The organism is Corynebacterium sp. HMSC077D03 (assembly GCF_001808545.1).
Classification (GTDB): Bacteria; Actinomycetota; Actinomycetes; order Mycobacteriales; family Mycobacteriaceae; genus Corynebacterium; species Corynebacterium simulans.
In genome coordinates, this window is the sequence record NZ_KV793706.1 from 161,346 (window position 1) to 178,402 (window position 17,057).

13 protein-coding genes are annotated in these 17,057 nt (G+C 60.4%); 7 read left to right on the top strand and 6 right to left on the bottom strand.

What is annotated here, in order from left to right; genetic code table 11:
- Nucleotides 1–81 precede the first annotated feature (81 nt).
- The 3 genes from HMPREF2888_RS11210 to HMPREF2888_RS11220 all read left to right on the top strand — a co-directional run bounded on the left by HMPREF2888_RS11210 (nt 82) and on the right by HMPREF2888_RS11220 (nt 4,523).
- Complete coding sequence (locus HMPREF2888_RS11210; protein ID WP_070518795.1) at nt 82–1,116, top strand: PAC2 family protein; 1,035 nt, start codon at nt 82–84, stop codon at nt 1,114–1,116.
- A gap of 44 nt (nt 1,117–1,160) precedes the next feature.
- A complete protein-coding gene (locus HMPREF2888_RS11215) occupies nt 1,161–3,704 on the top strand; it encodes a DEAD/DEAH box helicase (RefSeq protein WP_070518865.1) in 2,544 nt (847 codons plus the stop codon).
- A 105-nt stretch (nt 3,705–3,809) separates the two neighbouring features.
- The gene (locus tag HMPREF2888_RS11220; protein ID WP_070518796.1) at nt 3,810–4,523 is read left to right on the top strand and encodes a VIT1/CCC1 transporter family protein; all 714 of its coding nucleotides are present in this window, start codon (nt 3,810–3,812) and stop codon (nt 4,521–4,523) included.
- Nucleotides 4,524–4,586: 63 nt separating this feature from the next.
- On the opposite strand, the gene HMPREF2888_RS11225 is transcribed toward HMPREF2888_RS11220, so the two are convergent.
- Entirely contained in the window at nt 4,587–5,111 is a 525-nt protein-coding gene (locus HMPREF2888_RS11225; protein ID WP_062044182.1) for an alkylhydroperoxidase, AhpD family, read from the bottom strand.
- Nucleotides 5,112–5,264: 153 nt separating this feature from the next.
- A complete protein-coding gene (locus tag HMPREF2888_RS11230) occupies nt 5,265–5,858 on the bottom strand; it encodes a peroxiredoxin (protein ID WP_061922987.1) in 594 nt (197 codons plus the stop codon).
- Nucleotides 5,859–6,012: 154 nt separating this feature from the next.
- Between HMPREF2888_RS11230 and HMPREF2888_RS11235 the strand changes: the two genes are divergently transcribed.
- A complete protein-coding gene (locus HMPREF2888_RS11235; protein WP_070518866.1) occupies nt 6,013–6,960 on the top strand; it encodes a hydrogen peroxide-inducible genes activator in 948 nt (315 codons plus the stop codon).
- A 45-nt stretch (nt 6,961–7,005) separates the two neighbouring features.
- Here the strand turns inward: HMPREF2888_RS11235 and HMPREF2888_RS11240 are convergent, their stop codons facing one another.
- Complete coding sequence (locus HMPREF2888_RS11240; RefSeq protein ID WP_070518797.1) at nt 7,006–7,917, bottom strand: hypothetical protein; 912 nt, start codon at nt 7,915–7,917, stop codon at nt 7,006–7,008.
- A gap of 103 nt (nt 7,918–8,020) precedes the next feature.
- On the opposite strand from HMPREF2888_RS11240, the gene hrpA reads away from it, so the two are divergent.
- Nucleotides 8,021–11,917, top strand: a complete 3,897-nt coding sequence (gene hrpA / locus HMPREF2888_RS11245; RefSeq protein WP_070518798.1) for an ATP-dependent RNA helicase HrpA — start codon at nt 8,021–8,023, stop codon at nt 11,915–11,917.
- 88 nt (nt 11,918–12,005) lie between these two features.
- Here the strand turns inward: hrpA and nrdR are convergent, their stop codons facing one another.
- Complete coding sequence (nrdR, locus tag HMPREF2888_RS11250) at nt 12,006–12,464, bottom strand: transcriptional regulator NrdR (RefSeq protein ID WP_061922995.1); 459 nt, start codon at nt 12,462–12,464, stop codon at nt 12,006–12,008.
- 253 nt (nt 12,465–12,717) lie between these two features.
- Entirely contained in the window at nt 12,718–13,113 is a 396-nt protein-coding gene (locus HMPREF2888_RS11255) for a hypothetical protein (protein ID WP_070518799.1), read from the bottom strand.
- Nucleotides 13,114–13,420: 307 nt separating this feature from the next.
- On the opposite strand from HMPREF2888_RS11255, the gene lexA reads away from it, so the two are divergent.
- Complete coding sequence (gene lexA, locus HMPREF2888_RS11260) at nt 13,421–14,140, top strand: transcriptional repressor LexA (RefSeq protein WP_061923001.1); 720 nt, start codon at nt 13,421–13,423, stop codon at nt 14,138–14,140.
- 310 nt (nt 14,141–14,450) lie between these two features.
- A complete protein-coding gene (locus HMPREF2888_RS11265; RefSeq protein ID WP_061923004.1) occupies nt 14,451–15,236 on the top strand; it encodes a DeoR/GlpR family DNA-binding transcription regulator in 786 nt (261 codons plus the stop codon).
- Nucleotides 15,237–15,287: 51 nt separating this feature from the next.
- Here HMPREF2888_RS11265 and ptsP read toward each other — a convergent pair whose 3' ends face one another.
- Nucleotides 15,288–16,973 carry a phosphoenolpyruvate--protein phosphotransferase gene (gene ptsP, locus HMPREF2888_RS11270; RefSeq protein ID WP_061923008.1) on the bottom strand — a complete coding sequence of 562 codons (1,686 nt, stop codon included), beginning with the start codon at nt 16,971–16,973 and terminating at the stop codon, nt 15,288–15,290.
- Between the last annotated feature and the right edge of the window lie 84 nt (nt 16,974–17,057).

Genomic DNA, 17,057 nt, shown 5'->3' on the forward strand with positions numbered 1-17,057 from the left:
TGTTTAAGGCTCGGTGTTGAAAGCGGTAAGTGTCTTCCGAAGCTGTATTGTCGGGGCACAGGTTAAGGAGGTATCGCACGCATGCATGATGATCAAAGGCGCATCTACGAATTGGAATACCCAGCCCCAATGGTGAAGGATTCTTCCAGTGAGGATGAAGGTCCCACGATGATCGTGGCTATGCATGGCTATGCCGATGCCGGCCAGGCGGTGGAGGCCTCTGCCGATCACTTGAAGGCCGCGCTGGAAAACCGCCAGCTCGCCTCCTTCAATAGCGACGAGCTCATGGACTACCGCTCGCGCCGCCCCATGGTCACCATTGACCATGACCGCACCGTCGAAATCGAAAACATCGAGCTCGGAATCAAGGTGCTGCGCGATAACTCCGGCAAGTCTTTCCTGCTGCTTTCTGGCCCTGAGCCGGACCTGCGCTGGGAGGCATTCACCGAGGCCGTCGTGGGCATTGCAGAGAAGTTCGACGTACACGACACCATCGTTCTCTACGCCGCCCCGATGCCGGTTCCGCATACGCGCCCCACGGTGATTACTGCGCACGGCAACTCCCCTGAGTTGGTAGGCCGCATGATGAAGATTGAGCAGACCATGATGGTTCCGGGCTCGGCCGCCCTCTTCCTGGAAAAGGCACTGGATAAAAAGGGCCGCAACGTCGCTGGCTTTACCGTTTCGGTCCCGCATTACCTGGCTTCCTCACCGTATCCGCAGGGTACTTTCTCCCTGCTGAACTCGGTGTCGAATGCCGCAGGCCTCAACCTGCCTCTGCGCAGCTTGGAAGAAGACATCACGCGCGTGAACCAGCAGCTCGAGGAACAGGTCATGGATTCCGAGGAGGTTTCCTCCGTGGTCCAGCAGCTCGAGCAGCAGTATGACCACTACCACGAGCGTTACCGCAAGGAGCACCCGAATGCTTTGCTGCCGGGTGAGGAATCCGTGCCCTCCGGCGAGGAAATCAGTGCGGAGTTCCAGGCTTTCCTAGCGAACCTGGACGGTGATTCCGAGCAGCGCCACGAGGTTCTGGACAGCGAGATCGATGACCGCGAAGATGCCGCCGATCGCGCTGCAGAAGATGATGAAGATAATCAGGAAGGCGAGAACTAGCCTCTTTCCACACGGCGGCGCCTTCATCCCCTAATGTGGAAAAGGTGAATCTTTCTCAGCTGCTGCCCGATCTCGCCGAAGTTCCTGATTCCCTCGTTGACGAGGCGATTTGGGATACCTTTACTAGCTGGACCACGCAGCGCGGCATTTCGCTGTACCCAGCCCAAGAGGAGGCCTCGCTGGGTATCCTCGCTGGCGATAACGTCATCCTTGCCACGCCCACGGGCTCGGGCAAGTCCATGGTGGCAAATGCCGCGCACTTCATCGCCTTGGCGCGTGGCCAGCGCAGTTTTTATACCGCGCCGATTAAGGCTTTGGTCTCCGAGAAGTTCTTCGCCCTGTGCGAGATCTTCGGCGCCGAGAACGTGGGCATGATGACGGGCGACGCCACGGTCAACGGCAATGCTCCCATCATCGCCGCCACGGCAGAAATTGTGGCGAACATTGCGCTTCGCGACGGCGCTGATGCTGCCATCGATCAGGTAGTCATGGACGAGTTCCACTACTACTCAGAGCCGGACCGCGGCTGGGCCTGGCAGGTGCCGCTGCTGGAGCTGCCGAAGACGCAATTCCTGCTGATGTCCGCCACCCTGGGCGATACCGGCTGGTTGGAAAAGGACTTAACCGAGCGCACCGGCCGCGAGACCACGCTGGTGGCCGGCACCACCCGCCCGGTGCCGCTGGATTTCTCCTACGTGTTTACCCCGGTTCACGAGACCATCGAGGAAATCCTCTCCTCTGGTAAGGCGCCGGTCTATGTGGTGCACTTCTCCCAGCGTGAGGCCGCCGAGCGCGCCCAAGCGCTGACTTCCCTATCTGGCATCATCACGCCGGAGGAAAAGGAAGCTATTGCCAAGGAGCTGGCGCACTTCCGTTTTTCCACCGCCTTCGGCCGCGACTTGTCCAAGCTTTTGCGTCGTGGCATCGGCGTCCACCACGCAGGTATGTTGCCGAAGTACCGCCGCCTCGTCGAGAGGCTTGCGCAGCAGGGGCTGCTTAAGGTCATCTGCGGAACCGACACTCTGGGCGTGGGCATCAACGTGCCGATTCGCACGGTGCTGATGACCGGCCTGGCCAAGTTCGATGGTCAACGCCAACGCATTTTAAAATCCCGCGAGTTCCACCAAATTGCCGGCCGCGCGGGCCGCGCGGGCTATGACACCGAGGGCACCGTCATCGTTGAGGCCCCAGAGCACGAGATCGAAAACGCCAAGGCGCGGCGTCGCCTCAGCAACGACCCGGCGCGGCTGAAGAAGCTTAAGAAGAAGTCCCCGCGCGATGGCGAGGTCTCGTGGTCGGAGAAGACCTTCGCCCGCCTGACCGAGGCCGAGCCGGAGCAGCTGACTTCGCAGTTCCGGGTCTCGAACTCGATGCTGCTCAACGTGCTTGCCCGCCACGGCAACGGGTACGAGCACATGAAGCACCTGCTGCGTACCAACCATGACACCCGTAGCAAGCAGAACCAGGACATCCTGACCGCTATCGAGCTCTTCCGCGGCCTGCTGAACTCCGGCGTGGTGCAAAAGTCCACCAAGGGCCTGGACATCTACGGCCGGCCCTATCACTTGGTCCGCGAACTACCTCGAGACTTCGCGCTGAACCAGCCGCTTGGGCCTTTTGCTCTCGCCGCACTCACTCTGTTGGACCCAGAGTCTGAAACCTACACCTTGGACGTCATTTCTGTTTTTGAGGCGATCCTCGATGACCCGCGCCAGGTGCTCGTGGCCCAGCAGAAGCAGCGCCGCGGTGAGGAGATTGCCGCGCTGAAGGCCGACGGCGTCGATTACACCGAGCGCATGGCCATCGTTGAGGACATCACCTGGCCAAAGCCGCTGGAGGAGCTGCTCGAGCAGGCCTATGACACCTTCGCGGAGACCAACGCGTGGGTCAAGGAGTTCGAGCTGCGCCCGAAGTCCGTGGTCCGCGACATGTTGGAAAACGCCATGACCTTCTCGGACCTGGTGGCCACCTACGGCTTGGCTCGCTCCGAAGGCGTTATCCTGCGCTACCTCACGGACGCCTGGCGCACGCTCAAGCAGTCCATCCCAGAGGAATACATGAGCGAGGAGCTTGCCGACGTCGTCGTTTGGCTCGGCGAGCTCATCCGCCAGGTGGATTCCTCCCTCGTGGACGAGTGGGCGCAGATGGCCGGCGAGGATTCACCGATTTCCCAGAAGGACCTAGAGCGCGAGCTGGCCTTCGGCGTTGAGGACCCTTCTGCCCTAACGTCCAACCGCCGCGCGTTTAGCATCATGGTGCGCAACTACTTCTTCCGTTTGGTGCAGCTTTTCGCGCTCGAAAAAGAGGATCGGCTGGCCGAGCTTCTGGACTACCTGGACGAGGTCCCCGACTTCGGCGCAGTCCTCGACGACTATTTCGACGAATACGACGACATCGATTCCGGCCCCGCCGCCCGTGGACCGGAGTTCTTCCGTGTTTACGGCCAGGACACCCGCTTGTGGGAGGTACGCCAGATCATCAAGGATCCTGAGGGCGATCACGGCTATCAGTTCGTTGGACGCGTGGATCTCGACGCCTCCGATGCAGCCGGCGAGGTGCGCCTATCGGAGCTGCGTATCGAGCACTAGCTTAGGAAAGGGTCTGCTGCGCGCCGCCAGCGCAGCCTAACCATGCTAGACAAGCCCTTTGACCTGCGACGACAATAAGAGTCGAAAGGACGAAAGGTGAAGGCCATGGTTGATATACTCCACCCCACCGAGCCACACGCGGCAGGCCATAACTCGCGGCTCAATTCGCTACGCGCAGCCGTGCTGGGCGCAAACGACGGCATCGTATCGGTCGCTGCGCTCTTGCTCGGCGTCGTTGGTTCTGGTGCCAGCGATCAAACAATCTTGACCGCTGGTCTTGCGGCCACGGTCTCCGGTGCAGTTTCCATGGCCTTGGGCGAATACGTCTCGGTGTCTGCGCAGCGCGACTCCGAGCGCGCACTCATTGCCAAAGAACGCTGGGAGCTCGCCGAGTTTCCCGAGCAGGAGCACGCCGAACTCACGGAGATGCTCGCGGGCTACGGGATGAGTGTGGAAACCGCGAGCCGCGCCGCCTACGAAATCGCCGATAATGACCCGCTCGATGCTCACCTGCGGCTGGAACTCGGCATCGACGGCGATGACCTCACCAACCCCTGGCATGCCGCCTTTTGGTCCGCCGTCTCCTTCCTCGCCGGCGCATTGCTTCCGATGCTTGCCATCCTCATCGCGCCTTCCGCTGTAGCCGGCTGGGCCGTCGCCCGAGTTACGCTCCTAGCGCTTGCGCTTACCGGCTATATTTCCGCCCGCCTTGCCCGCACCGACTCCGCCCGCGCAGTCATCCGCCTGCTCATCGGCGGCGCCACTGGTCTGGCCGTAACTTATGGAATCGGTACCTTGTTTGGGGTGGCCGTCGGCTAGCGCCGCGTTAAAACGCCAAAAAGGCTCGCACGATATTTCACCGTGCGAGCCTTTAAAAGTGCTTTAGCGAGCAGCCTCAACCTGAATGGTCTGAGCGATAGCCTGGATAACGCCAGCGATCTTGACTCCCTCCCAAATCTGTTCCTTGGTCATGCCCTCTTCCTGCAGGGTCTTGGAGTGAGCAACCAGGCAGTGCTCGCAGCCGTTGATTGCGGAAACAACGGTGTTCCACAGCTCGAAGTTAGCCTTCTCCACACCCGGCTTAGCAATGATGTTCATGCGCAGGCCGAACTTAACCTGAGCGTAGTCCTCGCCCAGCCAGCCCTTGGCGCGGTATGCAACGTTGTTCATTGCCATGACAGTGGCAGCGCCCAGCGCGGCCTCGATAGCCTCAGCGGAAAGGTGCTCCTTTGCCTCTTCCATGATCTCGGAAAGAACGGTGTCGTTGCGGGTTGCGGCAGCAGCAGCCAGCATGGAGCCCCACAGCTGCTCCTCGTTCAGCTCGGTGGAACGAGCGAGGGTGCCCAGGTTCAGCTTCTGGTCCTTTGCGTACTCCGGAAGGGAAGACTTCAGGTTATCGATAGACATATCTTGTGCTCCTTAGCGTTTTTGATAAGTGTTTTTCAGAAGAAGTTCAAAGGAAAGCCCCTTCGGTTGCCCGAGGGGGCTTTATTATCACGCGTGACTACGTTGTCACGCGTGACTACCACGCGCGGCCTAGCACGCGCGGTTCAGTCGCCCTTAGAGAGCAGACTGAACGACGTCCATCTTGTTGATGTTCTTGGTTGGGTCATTAGCTTCCCAGTTGCAAGCGCAGACCTCTTCGGACTGCAGTGCGTCCAGGACGCGCAGAACCTCGTCGACGTTACGGCCGACAGCGTCCGGGGTAACGGAAACGAACTGGATAACGCCGTCTGGGTCGATAATGAAGGTTGCGCGGTCAGCAACACCGTCAGCGTTCTCAACGCCGAGGGCGCGGATGAGGTCGTGGCGGATGTCAGAGAACATCGGGAAAGGAACTTCCTTCAGCTCTGGGTGGGTTGCGCGCCAGTTAAAGTGAGCGAACTCGTTATCGGTGGAGCCGCCGAGGATCTGGGTGTCGCGGTCCTGGAACTCCTCATCCAGCTTGCCGAAAGCAGCGATCTCAGTCGGGCAAACGAAGGTGAAGTCCTTCGGGTAGAAGAAGACGACCTTCCACTTGCCCTCGTACTTGTCCAGGGAAACCTGCTCGAAGTAATCCTCAGGCTGGTTAGCGTTAACGTCGTGCAGGTCGCCGCCCTTCAGTGCGGTGAGCTCGAACTCTGGGAACTTCTCGCCAACGGTCAAGATAGGCATATGAAAGACATCTCCTTATAGATGTTGAATCAAATTTCTGGGCTGCGCATTTTCCAGCGCTTGTGGGGCCTAAAGCCCCGCCGCAGCCAAGTATGCCAACATCCGTTGCGCATGTCAATAGGAAATCCTATCGATGGATGTTAAAGTTATAGGCATGCACAATAAAGAGTACCGTCCCACACTCGCTCAGCTGCGAACATTCGTCACCATCGCGGAGAACAAACACTTCGGCGCCGCCGCCGCAAAGCTGGAAATCTCCCAGCCTTCCCTCTCCCAAGCCCTCGTGGCCCTCGAACAGGGCCTTGGAATTCAACTCATCGAGCGCTCCACGCGCAAGGTAATAGTCACCGCCAACGGCGAAGAGCTCCTGCCCTACGCTAAAGCAACGCTCGAGGCCGCCGATGCGTTCCATGCCCATGCCCGCGGTGCCCACGGTACCCTCACTGGGCCGCTGACCATCGGCGTTATCCCCACCATCGCGCCATATATCCTGCCTACCCTGCTGCGGTCTATCACCGAGACCTACCCAGAACTCGAGCCGCGCTTCGTGGAGGAGCAGACGGAGCACCTTTTGGGCAAGCTGCGCGACGGCCAGTTAGATCTTGCCATCATCGCCCTGCCCTCCGAGGCCGCCGGCATGGTGGACGTGCCGCTGTACACGGAGGACTTCGTCGTGGTCACCGACAACAATGATGCCCTGGCAGGCCGCGAGGACCTCACCCCTGCAGAGCTAGATAGCCTGAAGCTTTTGCTTCTCGACGACGGCCATTGCCTCCGCGATCAAATCCTCGATCTGTGCCGCCGCGCGCATATCAACGCGTCTGAGGCCACTAACTCAGTTACTCGTGCATCCTCTTTGACCACCATCTTGCAGCTAGTTATGGGCGGGCTGGGCGCTACTTTGGTTCCGGAATCGGCCATTGCCACCGAGTGCACCAACCCGCACTTACAGGTCTCGCGCTTCGACCCAAGCGTTACCGCTGAGCGCGAGGTGGGCTTGGTCTTCCGCAGCTCCGCTGCTCGCGCCGAAGAGTTCCGCAAGTTCGGTGCTCTGGTTACCGCAGCCTTCGAAGAAGCCCTGCAGCGTTCGCGCAACGTATAAAAATCCTCGGCTCCTTGATTGGAACCGAGGAATTTTCTTTTATCTTTAGGCCTGTACGTAGCGGCCAGCGCACTGGCGGAACAAGTGCGCCTCAGCCAGCAAGGAAACTGGAGCGAAGATGATAAAGCCCAGACCAAGCGTGAGGAAACAAGCGATACCCAGCCCGAACATCATCAGCGCGTAGAGCAGCAGCTGCATGTAGTTGGCCTTGCCCGCCATGAAGCCCTTCTTGATGGAATCGCCGATGGAGTCACCGTCAGCTGCGAACCATGGCATCAGCTTGTACAGCGGAGTGACCAGCCAGCCGATGATGACCATCACTGCCAGGATGCCGAAGACGGTGCCAGCAGCCGCCAGAGCTGCATCCTCGTCCTGAACGTCCGCGCTGGTAAGCGTGGCAAAGGCCGCGCCACCAAAGACCATGACGGCCAAAATCATGACCACGAAGGACACGAGGGCGATGATCAGCAGCATCAGGAAGGTATTGCCCCATCGTACGTCCTTACCGATGTAGGACCAGCCAGTCTTCAGATCATCAATCTGGAACAGCGCCAGACGCATGACGAACAAGGAGACCAGCAGGGAAATCACCTGCGTGATCACGTTGGAGAAGATATTGCCCGTGAACGCGGCGTTGCCGTCGCCGTTGGAGGCCAAGATGAATCCCACAACGGCACCGAAGATGCCGAATACAGCCAACATCAAAAGCGAACCCAAAATCCACAGCTGCCAGTTACTAAAGACCGTGCGGAATGCCCAGCCGATAGCCTTCGTCGCAGAAACCGGGCCGTTGTAGCCCACGCCGCCCTGTGGCTGCTCGTCGTAGCCAGCGTTCCCGCCCGCGTTGTAGCTACCGTAGGAAGGCAAGCCGTAGTCAGGACGGTCCTCCGGGTGGTTGGTTGGCTCATAACGCGGGAAATCCTTACCGTCGCCTGCAGATCCAAAAGGTGAAGACATCTTCAATCCCCTCTATTTATATTCATTTTCTTTAGTCTCGATCGCACCTACCCTATCAACATTTCCCGCCGCTTACGACGGCTAGTAGAATTCACAACCAGCTATGACGATTCCTTCAACGCCCACCCGCGACGAGCTTTACGCCGCTCTCGACGAGGTTTCTACCAAAGATGCCCGCGCTTTCCGACGCCGCCTTCGCAAGGCCCGCTCACCCCAAGCCCTCACCGCAATCGGGGGCGATATCCAACAAGCCCGCGAGCGCGTCGCGCTAATCGACGCCGCCGTTCCCCCTATTTCCTACCCCGAGACCCTTCCGGTTTCCGGCCGCAAGGACGACATCGCAGAAGCCATCCGCGATAACCAGGTGGTCATCATCGCCGGCGAGACCGGCTCCGGTAAGACCACGCAGATCCCTAAGATCTGCCTCGAGCTAGGCCGTGGCCGCAAGGGGCTGATCGGCCATACCCAGCCGCGTCGTCTAGCCGCGCGCACCGTCGCCGAGCGTATCGCGCAGGAGATGGATCAGAAGATCGGCGAGTCCGTGGGCTACGCCATCCGTTTCGATGATCGCGTGTCTGCTACCACTGCCGTGAAACTAATGACGGACGGCATCCTGCTCGCGGAGATGCAGCGCGACCGCTTCCTGAATGCTTATGACACCATCATCATCGATGAGGCTCATGAGCGTTCCCTCAACATTGATTTCCTGCTGGGCTACTTAAAGCGCCTGCTGCCTAAGCGCCCGGATCTCAAGGTGATTATCACCTCCGCGACCATCGACCCAGAGCGCTTTGCCCAGCACTTCGCAGACGGTGAGGGAAAGCCCGCGCCCATCATCGAGGTCTCCGGGCGCACCTACCCGGTGGAAATTCGCTACCGGCCGCTCGAGTTCGAGGCTGGGGGCAAGGTCGTCGATCAAGATCCGCTAGACGGCCTGTGCGAGGCCATCGAGGAGCTCATGGCAGAAGGAGAAGGCGACATCCTCTGCTTCTTCCCCGGCGAGCGCGATATCCGCGACGCGCAAGAGGCCATCGAGGCGCGCAAGTGGCGCGGCGTTGAGGTCACCCCACTGTTTGGCCGCCTGTCCAACGACGAGCAGCACCGCGTCTTTTCCGAGCACCGCGGCCGCCGCATCGTGCTGTCCACTAACATCGCAGAGACCTCGCTGACGGTCCCGGGTATTCGATACGTGGTAGACACCGGCACCGCGCGTATCTCGCGCTATTCCACCCGCACCAAGGTCCAGCGCCTGCCCATCGAGCCAATTTCGCAGGCCAGCGCCAACCAGCGTTCCGGCCGCTGCGGCCGTGTTGCCGACGGCATTGCCATCCGCCTGTACTCCGAGCAGGACTTCGCCTCCCGCCCAGAATTTACCGACCCCGAAATCCTGCGTACCAACTTGGCCAGCGTCATCCTGCAGATGATTTCGCTGCGCCTAGGCGATATCTCGGAGTTCCCCTTCGTGCAGCCGCCAGAGAACAAGGCCATTCGCGATGGCCTGCTGCTCCTCCGCGAGCTCGGCGCCCTGCACTCGCAAGAGGAAAAAGACGGCCTTCCGGTTCTCACCGACATCGGCCGCGACCTTTCCCGCATCCCCGTCGACCCCCGCATGGCGCGCATGCTCGTCGAGGCCCACCGCTCCGGCTGCTTGGAAGACGTCATGGTCATCGTCGCGGCCATGACCATCCAAGACGTTCGCGAGCGCCCCCTCGAATACCAAGCGCAAGCCGACCAAGCCCACGCGCGCTTTAAGGACGCCTCCTCCGACTTCCTCGCCATGCTCAACCTGTGGGATTTCCTCAAGGACGCCCGCACCGAGATGAGCGGCAATGCCTTCCGCAAGCGCATGAAGAAGGAATTCCTGCACTACATGCGCATCCGCGAGTGGTTTGACTTGGTGCGCCAGCTTAGGGACGTCGCCAAGCAGCTCGGATGGAACCAGCAAGAAGCCACCGAACGCCGCCCCGATGACATCCATATGTCGCTTTTAGCGGGCCTTTTGTCCAACATCGGCGCGCGCGATGGCAACTCCAAGGAATTCCACGGTGCCCGCAATACTCGCTTCCTAGTCTTCCCCGGTTCCGCGCTGGCGAAGAAGCCGCCGGAATTTCTAATGGCCGCCGAACTCGTCGAAACCTCGCGCCTGTGGGCACGCGACGTTGCCGCCATCGACCCCGCGTGGGTGGAAAAGCTCGGCGCGGACCTGCTACGTCACAACTATTCCGATCCCGTGTGGTCGCGCAAGCGCGCCGCCGCCGTGGCCACACAGCGCTCGACGCTCTACGGCGTGCCCATCGTGGTAGACCGCACGGTGCCCTATCACCGCGTCGACCCGACGGCCGCACGCGACATGTTCATCCGCTCTGCGCTAATTGAAGGCGAGTGGAATACCCACCACCACTTCTTCCATGACAACGTGAAAAAGCTGGAAGAGGCCGCCGAGTTTGAGGACAAGGCGCGACGCCGGGGTCTGGTGGTTTCGGAGGACACTCTCTTCGATTTCTACGACACACGTATCCCCGCCAAAGTCACCACGGGCCGGCACTTCGACTCGTGGTGGAAGAAGCAGCGTCACAAGACCCCAGACCTGCTGGACTTCGACCCGGAAAAGCTTATCGAGGAAGACCACGACGTCACCGAGGAAGCCTTCCCGGACAGGTGGCTGAAGGGTTCGATTGACTATGACTTGAGCTATAAGTTCGAGCCCGGCGATCCCCTCGATGGCGTCACCTTGATGGTGCCCGTGCCGTTGCTTGCAGGGCTGGATACGGAGGGCTTCGATTGGCTGGTGCCGGGCCTGCGCCTGGAGTTGGTCACGGAGCTAATCCGTTCCCTGCCGAAGGCGTTGCGCCGCACCGTGGTTCCCGCACCGGAGTTCGCAGAGCGTGCCCTGCCGAGTCTGCTTCCTTATGAAGGCCCCCTGACGCAGCAGCTTGCCGACGTCCTCCGCGAGCTCGGCGGCCAAGGGATCAACGCTTCCGACTTCCGGCCTTCCAGCCTGCCGCCGCACCTGCAGATGAACTACGCTGCGGTGGATAAGCGCGGGAAGGTTATCGATTCTGACCGGGACCTCGCAGCGCTCGTGCAGCGCCAGGCGGGGCACATCAAGTCCTCAGTCTCGCGGGTCGGACGCAAGTCTGAGTCGAAGGCCGTCAAAGAGTGGACGCCGGAGACGCTCGGCACAATTGACGAGGAAGTCCAGACGGTGGTTGACGGCCATGAGGTCACCGCGTACCCCGCGCTCGTGGCAACCGCGGACGGCGTTTCCCTGAAGGTTCACCCCACCAAGGCCGCTGCCGACGCCGCCATGTTGACCACCACTCTGACGCTGCTCCTGCGGGAGATTAACGTCAATCACCAACAGATGGTCAAGGGCCTGCCCTTGCAGCAGCGCGTGGCTGTCGACGCCTACCCTCACGGCGGCGCCGAAGGCCTCGTCGGCGATGCACGGGTGGCTGCCATTCGCGATCTCATGGTCGAAGCTGGCGGTGCGCCTCGGTCGCCGGAGGGCTTCGCCAAGCTTCGCGACGTCGTCAAGCCCCAGGTGCCTGGCCGCGTCCGGCAATCCGTGGTGGCAATCGCGCCAGGGCTTGCCGAGTATGCAAACCTGCGCGCCGAGCTCGATCAATGGGAAGGCCCTGCCATTGACGACATGCGCGAGCAGCTGAAGTTCCTGCTTCCCGAAAACGCCATCACCTTGCATGGCATGGCGCACCTGCGCCATCTCCCGCGCTACGTACAGGCGATGCGGATTCGCCTCGACGAGATGGCAATAGACCCGGACAAAGACGCGGACCGGCAGGCCGAAGTCGACGAGGCCAAAGCGTACCTCAACAATCGCCTGCGCAACCTGCCCGCCGGGCGTGCCAAGACCCGCGAGGTCAAGGACATCTACTGGATGGTCGAGGAACTACGCGTCTCACTTTTTGCTCAGCGCCTCGGCACCGCGCACCCGGTATCCTTGCGCCGCATCCAAAAGGCGGTGGACAAGCTCCGCTAAGCACCGCGCCGTCTAGCTTCAGATGCGGCCATACGCCGTTCGCCGCCATCCGCAAACGAGCACCAGCCCTCGGCTGGCACTGCGGCTCTTAAAAGTTATCGCGGTCGCGGCGGCGCATCAGGCGAATTTCGGATTCGAAATCGTCGGCGCTTTCGAAGGACTTGTAAACGGACGCGAAGCGCAGGTAGGCCACCTCATCAAGGTCACGCAGCGGCTCGAGGATTGCAAGGCCAATGTCGTTGGCGTTGACCTGGGAGGAGCCGTGGCTGCGCACGGTCTCCTCTACTTCTTGGGCGAGCTTTTTCAAAGCGTCGTCGCTGACGTCGCGTCCCTGGCAAGCGCGACGGACGCCGCGGATTAGCTTGTCGCGGCTGAACGGCTCCGCCAGACCGTTGCGCTTAACCACCAAAAGAACCGCTTTTTCCACCGTGGTGAAACGGCCTTTGCAGGAGGCGCACTCGCGCCGACGGCGGATGGCGGTGCCGGCGTCGACTACACGAGAGTCGATGACTCGCGACTGTTCATAATGACAAAACGGGCAGTACACCGCACGGTTCCTTTCACTTTCACGTCATCCACCTCCCACACGTGGAAGGCAGGCGTTAAGACCGCATTTAGTGTACTGCCCAAACAACTGGGGATGCCATTTTCCGGCCGGCATCCAAGCCGAGTGATTACTTTCCCACACCAACAGCGCCGCACGCCCACAGAACCGCACGCCAAGGGCTCCGCCTAGCCAAACGCGCGACGCCAAACGCGCGACGGCAGCTAACGCGCGACGGGCTAGCGTGCAGCGGCGGCTAGTGCGTAACACCTGCCTGGACCACCTGGGCGTTCTCGGTGTGGACAGCACCAGTATCAGCAGTCAATCCTCCGAATACAGTTCCGACGAACACGGCTGCACCAAAGACAGCGCCCAACAAATAATTTGCACGATTCGACTGCGCACGCGAATATTCTTGCTCGCCATGACCAGCTGATTCAGCGTTCGCACAGCGGCGTATAGGGGCGCCATATGTTCGATTATCCACGCTAAGAGTTCGAACATCGTGGGACGCTTCCCCTACCCCAGCGCGGCGGACATCGTAGACATCTGCATCCCAAACAGAGGCCGCCGGCACGACGCGAGCGCGGTACGCGCGGCGAGCGTTAGTGGAAGTAACATGGTTGGAAGCGGTGTTGAGAGCGATAGCCATTGTGAGATCCTCCAGTGTTTGTGCGTTGCGATTAACTGATGGTTGCAGAGTACTTTTCTGCTGCGACACGTTCGAAAAGTTCCATCGCTAATCCGTTCGAATTAGTTGCTATGTTCGATTTATAACAACTTTTCGAAAGTTTGTCCACACCTCCGGCAAATCTCTCGAACATTTGTCCCCCACGTGGTAGAAAAGAAGGGAAGCTTTTCGAAAATTCGAGCAACCCAAGTTCAAACAACCCAAGTTCGAACAACCCAAGCCGCGACGGAAGCCGCGCGGCAACTTCCAACCCCGCCGAGGAGAAACCGTGCCACGCAAGCCAGCTAAAAATTCCGCTAAGCCCGACATCAACTCCCTTTCGCCGCGTCAACGCCGCATCCTCGACGTCATTCACGACGCAGTCATGCTCCGCGGTTACCCGCCAAGCATCCGCGAAATCGGCGACGCTGCCGGCCTCCAGTCCACCTCTTCCGTGGCCTATCAGCTCAAGCAACTAGAAGAAAAAGGCTTCCTACGCCGCGACCCAAACAAGCCCCGCGCCGTCGACGTACGCCACCTCAATGAGGAAGAGCCCAAGAAGCCAGGACGCAAGGCCTCACCCAAGGAAGAACCGCAGCAGCCTGTCGACGCCACCCCAGAGGACGCTTCCGCAGTTTCCTATATTCCGGTGGTCGGCCGCATTGCCGCAGGTTCGCCGATTACCGCCGAAGAAAACATCGACACCTACTTCCCCATGCCTGATGACGTAGTTGGCAACGGCGAACTATACATGCTCCAGGTTGTGGGAGACTCCATGCAGGACGCAGGCATCCTCAACGGTGACTGGGTTATCGTTCGTTCGCAGTCGGTGGCCGAGGAAGGCGAGTTTGTCGCCGCGCTTCTCGACGGCGAGGAAGCCACCGTCAAGGAATTCCACCGGGATTCCTCGGGCGTGTGGCTCCTGCCCCACAACGATGCTTACTCCCCAATCAAGGGTGACGATGCAGAAATCATGGGCAAGGTAGTTTCTGTATTCCGCAAGCTCTAATCACCCACTTCTGTTGCTTCAACGCCGGCCAACGGTTGCCCGAAAATACCCCCTTTTATGCGTAATTTTCCGGTTGTCCATTGGCCGGCGTTTAATGTCACATTTTGCAAATCTGCAGCTAAAGAAAATTTCGGCGATCGCATGCAAGATTGGCGATATGTGAAACTCTTTGTTTCGTTCCGATTCGTAGGGATTTCTGGAAAACTAGAGGCAAGCCAGTATCATTCCGGCAACAGCTTCCGCTTTACCCCCAAGAATCGGAGGTTGTCTAGCCCCAACCCCGTTCCTGGGCAGACCTTTGGAGGACCCTATGTACGCAGAGGAGCGTCGCCGTCAGATCGCCTCCCTCACCGCAGTTGAGGGACGCGTCAACGTCACCGAGCTTTCCGAGCGCTTCGACGTCACCGCTGAAACCATTCGTCGCGATCTCGCGGTTCTAGACCGCGAAGGCGTTGTACACCGCGTGCATGGCGGCGCTGTGGCCTCTCAGTCCTTCCAAACCGCAGAGCTGACCCTCGACACCCGGCAGCGTTCCGCTACCGGCGCCAAGATTGCCATCGCACGCGCCGCCATGCAGTTCCTCCCAGACGCCGGCGGCAGCGTCTTCCTCGACGCGGGTACCACCACCAATGCCCTGGCAGACCTCATCGGCCAACAATTCGCCGCAGGGCAATTTTCGATAGTTTCCAATAGCTTGCCCATCTCGCTTTCCTTGGCAAGCAACGGCGTTCCCGACGTTCAGCTGCTCGGCGGCACCGTCCGCGCCATCACCCAGGCAGTCGTGGGCGATACTGCACTGCGCACCATGGCGCTCATGCGTGCCGACGTTGCCTTCATCGGCACCAATGCGCTCACCCTCGACCACGGCCTGTCTACCGCAGATTCCCAAGAGGCAGCCATCAAGTCCGCCTTTGTCACCAACGCCCACAAGGTCGTGGTCCTCTGCGATTCCTCAAAACTCGGTAACGATTATTTGGTCAGCTTCGCCTCTATCGCGGATATCGACGTCGTCATCACCGATTCCGCCGCACCAGAAAGCTTCATCGAGGCGCTTCGCGAGCGCGAAATCGAAGTAGTCATCGCCGCCGATAAGTAGCATCGGCACATACAAAAATAGCCCCGCAAAAAGCGGGGCTATCGTTATGTTTTAGAACTCGTCCAACAAAGAGAGCGCTGCCGCTCGGGCTTCGGATGGACCCTCGGCGTTGATGGCGGCGTCGGCAAGCTTTTGGCACTGCTCGAACGTCAGCTCCGCAAGCTGTGCGCCCACGCCGGCGACGGCCGTGGAAGCCGCCGACAGGGAGTTCACGCCCAAGCCAGTCAGCACGCAGGCAAGCAGCGGATCCGCTGCCGCCTCGCCGCATACGCCAACCGGAACATCGTTATCCTGGCCCACCACGCAGGTGTGCTGGATAAGGCGCAGCACTGCCGGCTGCCATGGGTCAGTAAGATATGCCAGCTGCGGGGAAAGACGATCCGCCGCCATGGTGTACTGCGTCAAGTCATTGGTACCAATGGAGACGAAGTCTAGATGCGGCATGATGGTATCGGCCATCAAAGCCGCCGCGGGAACCTCAATCATGGCGCCCGCAGTAAGGCCACGCTCGCGACAAAGACCCGCGAACCACTTCGCTTCAACGGCGGTAGCGACCATCGGCGCCATAACCCACGTCGGAGCATCGTAGCCACGGTCTGCGGAAGCCTTCGCAATGGCATCCAGCTGGCGAGTCAACAGCGCCTCGTTATCGCGCGCGATACGCAGACCACGCACGCCAAGCGCAGGGTTTTCCTCGGAAGACAGGGTGGCATAAGAAATCGGCTTATCTGAACCCGCATCCAAGGTGCGAACAACCACCTTGGAAGACGGGAAGGCGTTAAAGACCTTCCCATAGATGCGCGCCTGCTCATCCACCGTCGGCTCCTCGCTCGCAGAGAGGAAGGAAAGCTCAGTGCGGTAAAGACCAATGCCCTCTGCCTGGGAGTCCGACGCGATACGCGCCGCGTTGCCGTCCGCGACGTTAGCCAAAAGCTGCACGCGATGGCCATCCTTAGTTTGCGCTGGGCCACGCCACTGCGCCACTCGCGCAGCCTTCTCGCGGTATTCCTCTACCGCCCGCAAAGACTCCTCGCGGTCTGCGCCCAAGTTCACTGTGCCAATAGAGCCGTCCACGAACACGAGCGTGCCGGCCTCAATGTCACGCAGCTCCGCGCCCGCGGCCACGATACATGGAATATCCAGCTGGCGGGCAATAATCGCCGTATGGCTCGTCGGGCCACCGAGCTCGGTGACCAAAGCCTTGATGTGTGCGGTGTCGAGGGTTGCGGTATCTGCGGGCGCGAGGTCATCAGCAAGCAGCACTGCTTCCCCGTTGACCATCGGCAGACCTGGCTCCTGCTCGCCACGCAGCTGCGCAATAACGCGGTCGCGCACGTCCTTTAGGTCCGTCGTGCGCTCGGCCATCACGCCGCCTGCTGCTTCAAACATGGTGACAAACTTCTCAGTCGCGCTCGCGGTTGCGTACTCCGCCGGCCGGCCTGCACGGATGGACTTGCGCACCGCTTTGTGCCAGCCGCGGTCCTTGACCATGCCGGCGGTAGCGCCCAGCACCTCAGCCGCCTGGCCTTCTGCGCCGGCCGCACGCTGCTCGAGGCGGCTTGCCACGATATCGACGGCCTCTAGGAAGCGGTCATACTCGCCGTCGCGCTTTTCTTCGTCGATTAGCTCCCCAGCAGTGGGCAGTTCTGGACGAGGACGCACCCACACGGCCTCGGCGTAGGCGACACCGGCGACGACGCCAGTACCCTTGATGGTTGATTGAGATTCGTTTTCCATCACACATTCCTTCGGGAGGGGATTTGCTCTCCCCCTAGATCATCACAGATCGGGTGAAAAAGCAACGAATACCACACTCTTTTG